The sequence below is a fragment of the Cytophagia bacterium CHB2 genome (genome assembly GCA_030263535.1).
Classification (GTDB): Bacteria; Zhuqueibacterota; Zhuqueibacteria; order Zhuqueibacterales; family Zhuqueibacteraceae; genus Coneutiohabitans.
Genome location: SZPB01000162.1, coordinates 1 through 13,671, shown reverse-complemented (window position 1 = coordinate 13,671; position 13,671 = coordinate 1). Strand labels below are relative to the sequence as shown.

Sequence of the window (13,671 nt, the reverse complement as noted above, 5' to 3'; positions counted from 1 at the left end):
ATGAAGGCTGGGTGGTCGATCAATCCGGCGCGCAACCGATTTTTTATTCGACCGGAAAATTTTTGAATGCTGCCGGACCGGATGCTGATGGTCCCGGAACCACCGCGGGCAGCGGTGTGGGCTTTGCCTTTCCGGGCCAGGATTTCATACAAGCTGCGAACGGCGTGCCTTTGCTGCCGGCGTTAGATAACGGCAATTTCGCTGCGCGAATTACGCTCGAACCCGCGCCGGATAATTCCGCGCAACCGTTTCAACTGGTCATTCTAAACGAGGACAAACTCGAAACAGCAGGGGGGACGATGGAAAATCGCGTCACGGCCAATTTTCCCACCGCGACGATCATGATTTCACGTTGAGTGTTTACCGCTGCGCCGCGCTTTGCGTGACGGCAATGTAACGAAGCATACGTTCATGGTCTTGCTTATCACAATTCTCCTGTTTTGGCATCCGCCGGAGGCCGGCGACGCCCAAATCGCCAAACGCGTGCGTGCGCAGCAACTGTTGCAGCAAACGCTCAACGAACGCCCCGCTCTTTCACTTTCCGAATATCTCCGCCGCCTTGAAAAAGTCATCAGCTTCGATCGCAAGTTCGCGGAAGCCTATTATCGTCTTGGTTTGGCGCGCCAGGAAGAAGACACCTTTCGCAGCCGCATGCTTGGCGCGGAAGCGCTGCGCCGCGCGATCGAGTTAGCGCCAGCCAATCTTGAGTATCGTTATGCCCTGGCTCGCTTGCAAAGCGCGCGCGGTTTCGACGGCGAGGCTAAACAGCAATACAAACAGATCATGAAGCTCGCCCCTGCCGAGGCCCGGCCTTATTATGAATTGGCGCTGTTCGAGGAAAAAGACATGCTGCATTATCGCGAAATGGTGAGCTTGCATGAAGAAGCGGTGATTTCGTTTCATGAATTCGCCCAAAAAGATTTCGAAGAAACGGAACGATTGCTGCGCACCGCAGTGACGCTCGATCCCGCGATGGTTGAGGCGCAGCAACGTCTCGCCGCTTTGTATTTTGAAGCTGCGCGTTTTGAGGATATGCTAAGCGTACTGCAAAATGCGCTCGCGCACCAAAACAAGGCGCAGGCTGCAACGCCAGAAAATGCCTCGCCGGTATTCGTCGATTTGTATCTTTGGTTGGGATTGGCGCACAGCCGCCTGCAAGACAGTGAAGCCGCACAAAAGGATTATGCCCAGGCATTGGCAGCGATGTCGCCGGAGCAACGCGCTTTTTTCAACTCGCTCGCGCCGGTGTTGCCGCCTGAAGCGCGAGAAGCGTATATGAATTTGGATTCACTCGCGCGCCGTGCGGAGGAGCAGAATTTTTGGAACACACGTGACCCTATGTTTTTGACGCCGGTCAATGAACGTTTGCTGGAACATTTCAGCCGCCTTGCTTATGCGAATCTGCGCTACAGCGATCCGCGCCGCGGCCTGGAGGGCTGGAGAACCGATCGCGGGCAAGTGTTGATTCGCTTTGGATTTCCGCAACAGCGCGTGCGCACGCGCGCGGATCTTGGCACGACACCGACGGGCCGCGTGACGTTGAATGCTTCGAAAGAAGTGTGGGAATACGGCGATTTTCACATGATTTTCGACGATCGTTTTCTAAACGGCAATTATTCGTTTGCGTGGAGTCAGGATCCGGAAGCGGACGGCAAAGTTTTGTTCGAACGCCAAATCGAGCGGGAAACAGAGCGCTTCGACTTTCCGCACGGCGGCAAACCGCTGGTGTTGCCGCAGGTGATTGCGCAATTCCGCAGCCGCGAATCTTCTGACAGCACGCTGCTGGAGATTTATTACGGCTTGCCCGGCGAGGATTTGCAGCCGGCGGACACACTCGAAAATCGCCGGCACTATCAACTCAGCCGCGGTTTTTTTCTTTGCGATTCTAGTTGGACGCCGATACAGTCATGGCGGCAAAATCGTAATCTCGTTGCGGCGGAGCAGGCGATCGAACCACAAAAATTCCTGATCGAACGCTGGCCGCTGCTCGCGCCTTCCGGAGCGTACAACTTTTCGTTTGAAACGAGGGATCGTGAGTCGCGGCATTCCGGTGTGGTGCGGGACACGATTACAATCGCGGATTTTTCGGGCGACAGCCTGCGCTTGAGCAGCCTCTTGCTTGCAGACGCCATCGAGGCCGCAAGCGACGAGCTGGCGGCTTACAACAAAGGCGAGGTAAGCATCCTGCCCTCCTTGTCGCGGCAATTTCGCTTGAATTCTCCGGTTTATGTCTATTATGAAATCTACAACCTTGCGCGCGGCGCGGACGGCGTGACGAATTTTAGAGTGGCAAGCACGGTGGAAATGGAGCAAGAGGGCAAGGGCGCGGTCGCCAATGTGGTCAGCTCGGTTGGACGTCTGTTCGGCCTGGGCAAGCAACACGTTGCCGTCACCTCGTCGTTTGAATCGCGCGGCGAGAAATCGCAGGAAAATCTGCATCACGGCATTCAAGTGATGGGCGCGCAACCGGGAACCTACCGCCTCACGATCGCGGTGTTTGATTTGAATTCCGGACAGCGCACCAGCGGCAGCCTCCAATTTCAGATTATTGCGCCCTAAAAAGCAGTTGACTTCACTGCGTTGAATTTCTACATTCGCGATCAATTTTTACCATTGCAACCATTCACTTTCAAACTTGAGCGCAGGAATTTATATGATCGCAGGCGTCGTCGTCAAAGAACTTGCAACCCACCCCGATGAACGTGGGTTTTTCCGGGAAATTATTCGGCGAACCGATAATTTTTTTGCAGAAGGTTTCGGACAACTCAGTCATTCGGCGATGTATCCGGGCGTGGCAAAAGCCTGGCACATTCACAAGAACCAGATCGATTGGTGGTACGTTCCGATCGGCAATTTGAAATTAGTAATGTTTGACAAGCGCGCGGACTCGCCGACGCGCGGCGAGCTGCAAACGATTTTTATGGGCGAGAATTATCCGGCAAAAGCGGTAAAAATTCCGGCGGGTGTGGCGCACGGCTGCAGGGCGTTGGGCGGCGGCGTCACGCATTTGTTTTATGTGACCTCGGGCGTTTACGATCCGGCGGAGGAGGGCCGCATCCCGCATGATGACAAGAGCATCGGTTATGATTGGACCGCGGGGCCGGAGATTAAGTAAAGCAAGGGAGCAGGCTCAATGCCGTTTCCTTAGTAGTCTTGCCCCCCTTGTGGGGCACTGAAAATGTTACAAGTTCAGCGGCCCACAAGGGGCCGGGACTACGAAATATCGCCTAAGGAAACGGCATTGGGGGCAGGCTCATTGAGAGCTTGAAATTTTTCACACAGCATCAAGCATTCGAGTCTTGCCGTGTTGCTCAAAAGTAGTTTCAGCAACGCGGCTTTTTATTTTAGCGGCGAAACGCGCACGCGCCGGTTACCGCAACATGCGCCGCAATCGGCTTTCGAGCATGAATGCGACTTTCGCCACAATGAGCGTTACCAATGAAATGAAAATCAATTTCCAGCTTTGCACCAAAAATTGCTCGCTCAATGACTCCGGAAAAATCTTCTTGAAGCTTGCCAATATGCCGGCGGCAAAGCGCATCAACCAATTTGCCGCAGGTTGCAGGTAGGGCGCGATTTTATCGTAGCTCACCAACTCTTTGTAGCTGGCTGGCAGCGAAAGCCAAACCGTCACGGCGCCGGCCACGATCATGCCAATAATCAAAATCAATTCCATGTCGAAACGTGTGGCCTTGGGCACGGCTAGCGGCAAACGCGCCATAACGTTCATGGTGAATTGCGGCGACAATTCCGGCATGCGCTCGCGCTGAAAGGCCGCCACCATTTCTTGATGTGCCTGCCATTCGCGGCGGCAGGCAGGGCAACTCTCAACATGCGTTTGATAATCGGCGGCGAGTGTTGGCCCGTCAGCGCTTTCATCGAGAAAGTGCTGAAAAGCCTTGCAGTCAATCGTCCTCATATGTCACTCTCACCTTCATTCGCAACTCATAACCTGTCAGAGGTTTTTGGTAGCCGGTGAATCCCTCGAGCATATAGTGCGGGATTAAATCAATTCCGCGATTAATTCTTTTTGCGGCAACTCCTGCAGTATACGGCGGCGCAACAATGCGCGCCCTCGAAAGAGATGGGTCTTGACCGTATTGATCGGCAAATTCAAAATCTCGGCAATTTGCTGATAGGAAAGCTGCTGGGCATGATAAAGAATCAACACCTGGCGAAAATGCTCGGGTAAATCTTCCAGGGCATTTTCAACCAGGGTTTCTTTTTCGCGATGGGCGAGAATATGATCCGGTGAAACCGGATCCGTCAGGCGCGCCATTTCGGCTTCCGGGGCGCGCGGCCTGGCATGGCGCTTTTTTTCGAGATAATTCAGGCAAACGTTGTAGCAAATTTTGTAGAGCCAGGTGGCAAACGCCGCATCGGCGCGAAATTTGGCCAGGCCGCGAAACGCACGCACAAAGGTATCCTGCGCCGCCTCCTCCGCATCTTCACGATTTTTCAGCATGCGATAGGTTGTTTGAAAAATGCGGGTCTTATAACGCTCGATCAAATGCGCAAACGCCTCGCGGTTGCCCGCCAGAACTTGTTGCACAATGTCGTGATCGGAAATGGCCATGCTTTTCCCGGCTCTGCTCGTTTTAGAATTATGACCGGCCAGGGGCCAGAATTGTTTCACCCGTGCGCGCAGATATTTCCCTGGAGGGAAAGTGAAACATTTACCTCGCGCTGCCGGTCAAAATAGCAAAAATCAGCAGTCCACCTGACTATCCGGACGCAGGTGCAGGAATTCAAAATACAAGGATTTCGTTGATTGCCAAGCATAATTTTCGTGCGCCTCTCTTTCTAGACGTGACGCAAATCGCCTGGCAACTGGCTCTTTAATCTTATTTGTGGAGGCCGTTATGCAACCGTTTGAAGTTTTTATTCCCTTGGGCGCTTTCGCGATGCTTGCGTTCATTATTGTGCAGTTTTTCTATCATCGCCAGCGCATGAAGTTGATCGAGCGAGGATTGGCCACCACCGATCTGCCGCCGATGAAGCTCGGCCCGGGCAGCTCGTTGAAGTTCGGCTTGATTGCCATTGCCCTGGGATTGGCGATTTTCATCTCGCAAATTTTCGAAGAACTTTTCCGCGGTTGGGGCGGGGAAGACACGTTTGCGGTGGGATCGATTTTCGTGGGCGCGGCTTTGATCATACACACGCTGATTGATCGCAAAGCCAGCAAGGCTGAGAGCGAGAGCGTGAACAATCTCTGAACCGGGAATGATCGCGCATCGACGCGAATTAATGAGAATCTGAGAGGCGTTGCCCACAAAATTGAAATCCCACAAAAGAACTTTTTTGCTGCTGTGGGATTTCCGCTTTGGGGGCGGAGTTTAAGGCTGTTCAAGAAGCATCGATTTTGAACTCTCTGAAATCGCTGTAGGCCGCTACAGGTTCACTCTTCTCAAATGTCGAGACGCAGCTCAAGCTGTTTCGCTGGCCGTCGCGGGCACATTTTCCGGCGCCGCCTCGAAAACACGACAAGCCGTGCTTTCACCGGAAAATTGCGCTTGAAATGCGCGGCTAATTGGGAGGTGGCCGCGAATGACGGCGAAGATCGTTTCGGATACGAGGATCGCTGCGTTCGCTTTTTGCGTCAAGCGGCACAGTTCATGGGTATGATCGACAGCTTTTCCGAGAACAACGAGACGATGTTCCTCGCCGGTTCCAAGCTCTCCCATCACCGCCAGGTCGGCATGAACGCCAAAGCCGAACGCCAAGCGCATGTCGAAGTTGTGTTCGAGATAATCGTTCAGCTCGCCGCAAGTTGTCACCAGTCTGCGCGCTGCGTTCATGGCATTCATGATTGCCGCGCGGACGTTTCCAGATGTGCCCCAAACAGCCGTAAACCGGTTGGCGCTGAACTCAATGAGATGCCCGTCATGTTCTTTGACGAGTTGATGCACCAAATAATAGAGGCGCTGCAGCACTTGTACAGTGTCGTGAGCAGAAGCCTGCAAAACCACGCGTTCGAAATCATGCCACGCGCCGCTTAGCAATGCCAGCGGTTGCTGCACGCCAGGCAGGCGCGGCGTTTGCCCGGTCTCGCTTGCCAGCGCCAGTTGCAAATCAAACTCGTCGCGCAATAAAATTTGTGCACGCACCGGTCCGGAAATTTTCGTTTGGCAGGCGAGCCGGATTGGCGGCTTGAAATGCCCGGCATGCAACAATTTTTGCTCAGGTTCTTGTATCGCCGAGCAGTTGTTTTCACCCGCCAAAATCGCGACGCGGCAGGAGGTGCATTGCGCCTGTCCCCCGCATTCATGCGGCAGAAACAAGCCGAATTGTTGCGCCGCTTCCAAAATTGTCGTTTCCGCCTCCACCTCAAATCGGCCAATTTTGTTGAAAATAATGCTCGTTGGCATGCTGCGACTCCAGGATGATTCGGGAGAATTGCTGAAGAGGTTCTGCTGTTAGGCGATGTTTACACGAGGATATACGGACAAAGCGGGCAATATGGGTAACGCACAAAATTGGGGATTGTGAAAAAATACCATGCCGCGAGAGACAATCCTGGCTTTGATTCAGATGGTCATAGGCTCTTCTGCATGCAGAAATCGTAGGATGATTTATCCGCAGTACTTTGTTACCTTAAATTTGTGGGAGAACTCTCTGGAGATGTCATTCAGGCGAATCTTGTGAAGTACTTGGTGCTGCTCTTAATACTTCACAAGATTCCTCCGGAATGACAAATCAAGATACTCATAAAAATTAACGTAACACCGTACTAATTCTCCTGCGGTTTCTGCGCCACTGCAAAGACGCGTTTCATCTCGGCGATCTCCTCCTTTTTCTTTTGATCACTCCAGCCCAACTCAGCGGCCATTAGATCGGCGCAGCGTTGCAGCGCCGGTTCGCCAGGATTTCCGGCCGTGCCTAACTCCGTGCGGCGCATCACGACATCGACGAGCTTTTGCGCCATTTCAGCGCGAATGCCGTGAACCACTTCTGCAGCGATGACGTTGGTGTCAGGCGACAGGCGCGCGGCCAACGCCGGATTTGCGGAGATATGTTTGAACAATTCCGTGTAGGCCGAGCCATAGTTCTCGATCAAATGTTTGACAAGCTCGGGCGGCAGGCTGTGCGGCTGCTTGCGGCTCTCGGTTAGCACAAATTCATCGAAGCGCTTGATGTCGCCGCCGTAGATCGGCGTTTCTTGCGACCGCGATTCTCGCGGCGAACGGTTGAGTTTTTGCAAGGCAAAATCGATCGACTTTTCAGCAACGTCGCGCGCGGTGGTATATTTGACGCTGACCACGGTCACCAAACCTTCGAGGCCATCATCGGCGGCATGATCTTTGAGAATATATTGTTTCAAGAGTTTGACGTCGCCGCTGCGCGGATTGACGCCTTCCATCGGCAGTAAGCCGCCGTAGTGGAAGGAGACATCATCGCGCGTCAAATGCGCCGCGGGATAAGCCGTGCTCACTTCATCAACGAATTCTTGAATGTCTTGCTCGGTGATGCAGAAATCTTGGGGATTGCCTTCATAAGCAACATGCGTGGTCCCGATCAACGAAAGATGACGCCAGGGCCGGATGAACAACAGGCGCGAACCTTTGTTGATAATCGCGTCGGCATCTTTGAATTCGAACTTGCTCGGCACGCCCACGGCATATTCCGGAATCAACTGGCGGCGAATGACGAGATTCATCGCCTTGGAGAGCAAAACTTTTTGCGCCGGCGCTTTGCCGTTCATCAGTCCTAAAACCTGGTTGACCCACGGCCCGCTGTTGTTGATCGTCAATTTTGCGCGAATGTCAAACCGATTCTTACCGATTTTGTCTTCAACTGAGACGCCGGTAATGCGATTGCCTTCGCGCAGGAAGCCCGCGACCGCGACATAATTCGCGATTTGCGCGCCGGCTTGCACGGCCGAGTGCAGAAACGATAACAACAAGCGTTCGGAATTGTAAACGTGACAATCGTACCAAACCGCGCCGCCGGTAAGGCCGTTTTCATCCACGCCGGGAATCAAGCGCCGGCAGTCTTCTTTCGAAATCACGCGGCCGTGCGGCAGAAATTTTTGCGGATCCTCGAGGCCGTTGCGATCAAAACCGATAAGATCATTGAGCAGCATGGCCACGGCCATCACTTCTTTGCCTTTCAAGGCGTGGCCGTAGGTCGGCATGACGCAGGGGAGGGGATGCACCAAATGCGGCGCGATGCGCATCAACACCATGCGCTCGTGAATCGACTCGCGCATGCGTTTGAAATCAGCGTGCTGCAAGTAACGCAAACCGCCATGAATGATTTTCAAACTGTTCGATGACGTGGCGCCGCCGAAATCATCTTTCTCAACCAATGCCACCGACAGCCCGCGTTGCGCCGCCTCCCAGGCCGCGCAGGCGCCGTAAATGCCGCCGCCGATGATTAACACATCAAAAACATTTTGTGCGAGCGCTTCCAGATTCCTTTGCATAAGATTCCTCATGATATGCCGCTGCTAACCAGCCGCTGAAGTAAGAAAATTTATTTGGCACAGCCGTTTTTTGAAGTTTGTCGTCTTGAGCATTAGCAAAATTTCATGCGCCCAGGTTCGTTTGGCGCCTTTTTGTAATCCGCAGGGAAGATAAGCATTTTACCACGCCGACCTCAATAAAATTATTGCAAGACTTCTGTTCTGCGCATAAAATGTGTTTGACAATGTCATTTTGTTGACGATATTGTAACCAAATTCGTGTTCGATTTTCTCTTGCAGGTGAACCATTCCGGCGTTTTCAGGAGTCTGTTGAATTCATGGCCATCCCCTTGGAAGCGCAACTGCTCCTTCTTTTTGTAATTGGCGCTTTTGTCGGGTTTATCAATATCCTCGCGGGCGGCGGCTCGTTGTTGTCGCTGCCGCTCTTGATCTTTCTCGGTTTGCCAAGCGCGACCGCAAACGGCACAAATCGCATCGGCATTTTGATTCAAAATATCGTTGCCATTGCCGGCTTTCATCAGCAGAACGTGCTGCCCTGGCGTATCAGCGTGCTGGCGGCGATTCCGGCGGTTATCGGCGCGATTGCCGGCGCGAATCTTGCAATCGATCTCCCGGACGATCGCTTCAAGCAGGTGTTGGCGCTCACCATGATCGGCGTGCTGATTCTGATTCTAGCAGATCCCAGCAAACGCTTGCGCGAAAATCCCCGGCCGATGGCGGGCGGCCGCTTGCTGTTGTTCATTGCCGGTTTCTTCAGCGTCGGTGTGTTCGGCGGTTTTATTCAAGCAGGCGTGGGTTTTTTGATCATTTTAGTCATGGCGCTCACCGGCTTCGATCTCGTCGCCACCAATGCCGTAAAGGTTCTCGTTGTTTTCATTTTCACGATTGCGGCGTTGGCGGTTTTTGTAATCAATAATCACGTCGATTATCTGCTCGGCATTGGTCTCGGATTTGGCAATGCGCTCGGCGGTTACATCGGAACCAAGTTCGCGGTCAAAAAAGGCCACGCCTGGATTCGCGGATTCGTTATCATAACCGTAATCGTGTTTGCGCTGTATTTGCTCTGGGATTCATTGAGATGAAGATGTGATATGAAGAAGTATGCTCTCATCGTTCTTGCCTGTGTCACGCTTGGCCTTGCGCCCTTCGTGCCGGAACCGCATATTGTCGGCAAATTGCGTTGGATTCTCGGCGGAGGCCGTGGCATGGAGTTGATCGATTGGTGGGATACGCTGCAACACGGCGCGCCGTGGCTGATCTTGCTTTATTTCGTCACAACTGACCTCATAAAAAAAATTACAAGGAGAAAAGATGGTGCGTGATAAGCTCTCACTGTTGTGTCTTGCGCTCACATTGAGCCTGTTCGCCTGCAAATCAAACGAAAAAACTGCGGACGAATCACAGCCCAATCACGCGGTAGCGCAGCAACTGCCGGTTGGAGAAGTCGTCTACACCGCACCGGAGGGCTGGGTTGCCGAACATCCGTCCAGCAACATGCGCAAAGCGCAATTCCGCTTGCCCGGCGTTGCTGGCTTGGAAGACGGCGAGCTGGTGGTGTTTCATTTTCCCGGAACCGGCGGCTCGGTGCAAGCCAATCTCGACCGTTGGTACGGCCAGTTTAAGCAACCGGATGGCAGCGCTACCCGTGATCGCGCCCAGCCGCAGCAGGTACAGGCAAACGGTTTGAATGTGACAACCGTGTCAGTGACCGGCACGTTTCTCAAATCGCAATCGCCCATGATGATGAGCGGGCCGTTCGATGAAATGCCGGACTATTTGATGTGGGCTGCCATCGTTGAAACCGCAAACGGCCCGTGGTTTTTCAAAGCCGTTGGCCCGCAAAAAACAATGGAACATTGGCAGCCGAGTTTTGATGCCTTTGTGCAGACGTTGCGCGTGCAATAAACGCTAGATGCGAATGACGCGGATTTGATTACTCGCAATCCCCGCGCCCTGATTTGATCCGCGCCATTCGTGTTCACAAAATGTGTACTCGCCATGATCAAATCATCTCTCTGGACCGGCGCCTGCTGCTTGTTGGTGTTGGCTTGCCAGCATAAGCCGGGTGTTCCTCTTGCGAAACCAGCCATGAACACGTTGCCTGCACAATCCAGTCCGGTGCTGGAGTTCGTTCCGGAAATGCAACCGTTAACAAACGCCTTTGTCATGACGCCGCCAGATCTTGATGCCGCCGTGTTGCAATCGTTCACGACATTGTGGCAGGCGCAGGCGCGCGCCGTTTGCGAAAAAATCACCACAGACTCTCTGGTGCAGATTTCACGCTGGGCGGGTGATCTGATGAAAGCCGTTCAGCTTCCGGAAAAGTGGTGGGAAAAAATTCCGCTGCGTCCTATGGGCGTTTCTGCTGATGGCCAAACGATTTTGTTCGGACAGTTTAAAGAAGATGGTTTGCCCTTACCCTCACACAGTCCCCTCGTCTTCCGCCGGTTGATACTCGCAGTCTGCTACCACCAGCCAAGCCAAAGCCTCGACAAAGTTATTGTTTCCATCGGTGGATGGGTGGAAGAGTAATTTTGTTCACCTGCTTTCGATTTTAGAATCCCCGAGTTGGTTTTGTGTGGTGTTTTTATGGACACTATTTGATTTCATGTGTCTATTTTTATTCAATAGCAAAAGGTTAGCTCGACAAAAATGTTGGAGGCGTGTCAAAAGTTCATTATATTTTGGCCGTACTGACAAGCTGCAATTTGCATGCTGAAATGTGCTGGTGAAAATCCGTTCGATTCCGGCAGATATGAAGCTTTCATAATCCTGCAAATGCCTGTTTTCGACGGTAATTTCTTTGACAATTGGCTGGATTGTTTGACAGCAGCAAACTTCAATTTTGATTTTACAACTCGGATTCGGACAGCAGTGCAGTTTGCGTGCGCAGGCCTGCGCTGTGCAACTGCCAGGAGGCAAACATGTTCAGGATATTGCTCGACACAGCACAGGGAGTTGTGAGTGGCAAGCAAAAAAAGTTGCATGCGAATAAACGGATCTCGCATGTGTTGTTCTTTGTCATGTTGATGTTCATGCCCGTCTTGCATGCGCAAGAGGTGCGTGAATGGCTCGTGCTCGGCACGTTTTCAGCAGAGAAGGACAAGAATCTGCAAACGGATTTTGCCGGGAACGAAGCCACGCTTCGTCCGCACGGCGGTTTGACCACCGCCGGCAAAATGTGGCGGCATTATCAAACGCCGGAAGCGCATCTCGACTTTCTCGACTTGATGCTCGATTTCTTTCCGGTTGAGAATGTCGTGGCGTATGCGCATTGCTATGTGCATAGCCCGGAGCAAGACTCGACCGCGAAGCTTATTGTAAGTTACGATGACTTTCTGGCGTTGCGCGTCAACGGCCAGGAAGTTTGGAAACAGCAAGAACGCCGCGCGAATCAGTTCGAGCAGGATACGATTCAGGTGCGCCTGCAGAAGGGCTGGAATGGGCTGCTTTTCAAAGTGATGAACGGCGTGGGAGAATGGACGTTGTCCGCGCGCTTTCTCAATGCCGCCGGCCTCACGCTGCAAGCCGAATTTCCCGAACGGCTCACGACGATTCCGCGTGCCGATCCCGAGTTGATTCGCATCCGGAAAATTGAACCGGCAGATAAAGCGATTTTCACGGTCGACAACAAGCCGGCGCTGCAATTCCGCACCGTGATTTACAACCCCCAGCAGCAATCGCTCAGTTCCTGCCGTGCGCGCTTGCTGGCGCGCAACGGAAAAATGGTGGGCACTGAAGCTGAATTTGAGTTGCACGCCGGTGAGATTCGCGCGGTTTATTTTACCGTGCCGGTAGCGGCGATTCTCAACAGCTTTCAGGCCTCCGGCTCCTGGCAGATGCGCCTGCAATTTGGCGACTACGAAGTCAAACGTGTCGTGCCGTTGCAATATGACGCACGGTTGCTCGATAAGATTTTGGGCGCGTTTGAAGTCGAGGGCGTCGAGCAGTTTGCGAGCAACGGTTCGAGCGGTTTCCGCCGCGTGATTTTTGTGCCGTGGGAATGGGCCGGCATGCCGTTGTACGTTTCCGCAGATTTGGGCGCGGCCATCGGGTCGGTGTTGATCAACGGCGAGCAGCGCGGGTTCAATCATCAAGGCTATTCCGGCGATTTGTTTTTGACAGATAGCGCGGAAGTGGCGGCGCGCTATGAAATCGTTGTGCATGCCAGCGCCTCGCGTCCGAGCCGCTATGAAAAAGAAGAAACGAATGCGGGTGAAGTGGCGACGCCCAAGCTGAGCCTCACGGTCGAAAATCTCGCTCTGCGGCGTTATTTATCCTCTGCCGCATTGCTGCAGCAATATCGCGGTGATGAAATCGAAGAGCAAAAGACGTTGGATGAAAAGATGTTTTTTGCATTAAAAAACCGTGATGTTGCGACACTGGATAAGCTGATTGCCGAAGCGCATGCCCAATTGCCGCAAGTGCCGGAAGCCGAGCTTAAAGTTCCGGAAGTCAGTTTGATCGGCAACGCGCATGTCGATCTCGGGCAATATGCGGATGTTAACGCAGCAATGCAGCAATATCGCGCGATTTTCACGCAGGTGATCAAGAATTTTGCCAAGTATCCCGGGTTCCATTTTTCGCAAGCGCACGCCTCGACGTATTGGTGGATCGAGCAAATTGATCCCCAGCTTTTCAATGCGATCCGCGAAGCCGTACAGCAAAAGCGCTGGGAAATTATCGGCGGAAGCTGGGCGGAAAGCGACATGAACCTGCCCTCGGGCGAGAGCATGGCGCGGCAATTCTTGTATGGCAAACGCTACCTCAAGGCAAGGTTCGATATTGATTCGAAAGTCGCCTGGATGCTCGACTCGTATGGCCATGCTGCCAGCGTGCCGCAAATTGTGAAGAAAAGCGGTGTGAGCAGTTACGTTTTCTACCGCCCGTGGGAAACCATGCGCCTTTTCGCTTGGGAAGGCCTTGACGGCAGCCAGATTCTGGGTTATCGCCCGGCCGAGTGGTTCAGTTCCTCACTCACACGTGATGAAGGCCGTCATGCCTTGGTGGCAAAGCAGCGCTTCGGTTGGCCGAAGGCAGCGCGTTTGTACGGCGTCAGCAGCAGCCCGGCAAGCCGGGATATTCGTCTGGCGGAAGATTTGGCCTATCTGACAGCCGGTCGCGCAAATCATCCGTCCGTGCCGGCTGTGCGCATGACGAATGCGCGCGGCTTTTTTACGGAGTTAGACACAAGTCTAACGCGGAACCGTGCTGCCGGGTTGGTATCGAACCGGCGGCTCAATGTG

The 13,671-nt window shown here is 53.3% G+C and carries 13 protein-coding genes; 9 read left to right on the top strand and 4 right to left on the bottom strand.

Features of this window, described 5'->3' with window-relative positions:
- Nucleotides 1–11 precede the first annotated feature (11 nt).
- The 3 genes from FBQ85_15995 (at nt 12) to FBQ85_15985 (ending at nt 3,115) form a co-directional block, all read left to right on the top strand.
- Nucleotides 12–356, top strand: coding sequence for a hypothetical protein (locus FBQ85_15995; protein MDL1876651.1), 345 nt, complete (start codon nt 12–14; stop codon nt 354–356).
- Between the two features lie 55 nt (nt 357–411).
- Entirely contained in the window at nt 412–2,559 is a 2,148-nt protein-coding gene (locus tag FBQ85_15990) for a GWxTD domain-containing protein (GenBank protein ID MDL1876650.1), read from the top strand.
- A 94-nt stretch (nt 2,560–2,653) separates the two neighbouring features.
- A complete protein-coding gene (locus FBQ85_15985; GenBank protein ID MDL1876649.1) occupies nt 2,654–3,115 on the top strand; it encodes a spore coat protein in 462 nt (153 codons plus the stop codon).
- A 255-nt stretch (nt 3,116–3,370) separates the two neighbouring features.
- Here the strand turns inward: FBQ85_15985 and FBQ85_15980 are convergent, their stop codons facing one another.
- Entirely contained in the window at nt 3,371–3,919 is a 549-nt protein-coding gene (locus FBQ85_15980) for a hypothetical protein (GenBank protein ID MDL1876648.1), read from the bottom strand.
- 84 nt (nt 3,920–4,003) lie between these two features.
- Nucleotides 4,004–4,576: a sigma-70 family RNA polymerase sigma factor gene (locus FBQ85_15975; protein ID MDL1876647.1), complete on the bottom strand. Its 573-nt coding sequence runs from the start codon at nt 4,574–4,576 to the stop codon at nt 4,004–4,006.
- Between the two features lie 286 nt (nt 4,577–4,862).
- Between FBQ85_15975 and FBQ85_15970 the strand changes: the two genes are divergently transcribed.
- Nucleotides 4,863–5,216: a hypothetical protein gene (locus FBQ85_15970; GenBank protein MDL1876646.1), complete on the top strand. Its 354-nt coding sequence runs from the start codon at nt 4,863–4,865 to the stop codon at nt 5,214–5,216.
- 210 nt (nt 5,217–5,426) lie between these two features.
- Here the strand turns inward: FBQ85_15970 and FBQ85_15965 are convergent, their stop codons facing one another.
- Both FBQ85_15965 and FBQ85_15960 read right to left on the bottom strand, forming a co-directional pair.
- Nucleotides 5,427–6,368, bottom strand: coding sequence for a 2Fe-2S iron-sulfur cluster binding domain-containing protein (locus FBQ85_15965; protein MDL1876645.1), 942 nt, complete (start codon nt 6,366–6,368; stop codon nt 5,427–5,429).
- 362 nt (nt 6,369–6,730) lie between these two features.
- A complete protein-coding gene (locus FBQ85_15960; GenBank protein MDL1876644.1) occupies nt 6,731–8,425 on the bottom strand; it encodes a glycerol-3-phosphate dehydrogenase/oxidase in 1,695 nt (564 codons plus the stop codon).
- A 317-nt stretch (nt 8,426–8,742) separates the two neighbouring features.
- On the opposite strand from FBQ85_15960, the gene FBQ85_15955 reads away from it, so the two are divergent.
- From FBQ85_15955 to FBQ85_15935, 5 genes are all read left to right on the top strand, one after another.
- A complete protein-coding gene (locus tag FBQ85_15955) occupies nt 8,743–9,507 on the top strand; it encodes a sulfite exporter TauE/SafE family protein (protein MDL1876643.1) in 765 nt (254 codons plus the stop codon).
- 9 nt (nt 9,508–9,516) lie between these two features.
- Nucleotides 9,517–9,747, top strand: a complete 231-nt coding sequence (locus FBQ85_15950) for a hypothetical protein (protein ID MDL1876642.1) — start codon at nt 9,517–9,519, stop codon at nt 9,745–9,747.
- A complete protein-coding gene (locus FBQ85_15945; protein ID MDL1876641.1) occupies nt 9,737–10,330 on the top strand; it encodes a hypothetical protein in 594 nt (197 codons plus the stop codon). Before FBQ85_15950 ends, FBQ85_15945 begins: the two co-directional genes overlap by 11 nt.
- Before the next feature lie 93 nt (nt 10,331–10,423).
- Nucleotides 10,424–10,957: a hypothetical protein gene (locus tag FBQ85_15940; protein MDL1876640.1), complete on the top strand. Its 534-nt coding sequence runs from the start codon at nt 10,424–10,426 to the stop codon at nt 10,955–10,957.
- Nucleotides 10,958–11,349: 392 nt separating this feature from the next.
- Nucleotides 11,350–13,671: hypothetical protein (locus FBQ85_15935; protein ID MDL1876639.1), on the top strand; the 2,322-nt coding region annotated here is incomplete at its 3' end.